This window comes from Variovorax sp. Soil_C_26, from assembly GCF_057657075.1.
Genome location: NZ_JBDGJC010000051.1, coordinates 1 through 452, shown reverse-complemented (window position 1 = coordinate 452; position 452 = coordinate 1). Strand labels below are relative to the sequence as shown.

The window sequence follows — 452 nt, the reverse complement described above, 5'->3', positions numbered from 1 at the left end:
GTCAGCGTGCCGGTGTAGTTGATGAGCCGGTACAGGCCCGCGCCGAACTGGCCGCCGGCCGTCTGCGCCACGTTCAAGGTGCCGTCGAGCTGCAGGTTGCCGTTGACGTTGACCAGGTCGTTCAGCGTGCCGCCCGCCACGCCGGCCTGGCCGAGGTCGTAGTTCAGCACCGCGCCGCTGCCGAGGCTGAGGTTGCCCGTCGTGAGCGTGCCGACGCCGCTGGCGACGCCTGTGTTGCCCGCGGACAGGACGGCGCCCTTGCCCAGTGTCACGTCGCCTGCGATGGTGCCGCTGCCGGACAGGGTTGCGCCGCCCTGCACCTGTACCGCGCCGCTGCCGGTGGCGCTGCCGCTCGTGTTGTTCACGCTCAGGGTGCCGGCCGCCACGGTGGTGCCGCCGGTGTAGCTGTTGGCGCCCGTGAGCGTGAGCGTGCCGCTGCCCACCTTGACGAT

At 71.7% G+C, this 452-nt stretch carries 1 protein-coding gene; it reads right to left on the bottom strand.

What is annotated here, in order from left to right; all coding sequences use genetic code 11:
• On the bottom strand, positions 1-452 hold a 452-nt coding region (locus AC3A6G_RS27420; RefSeq protein WP_487863278.1), incomplete at both ends, for an autotransporter-associated beta strand repeat-containing protein.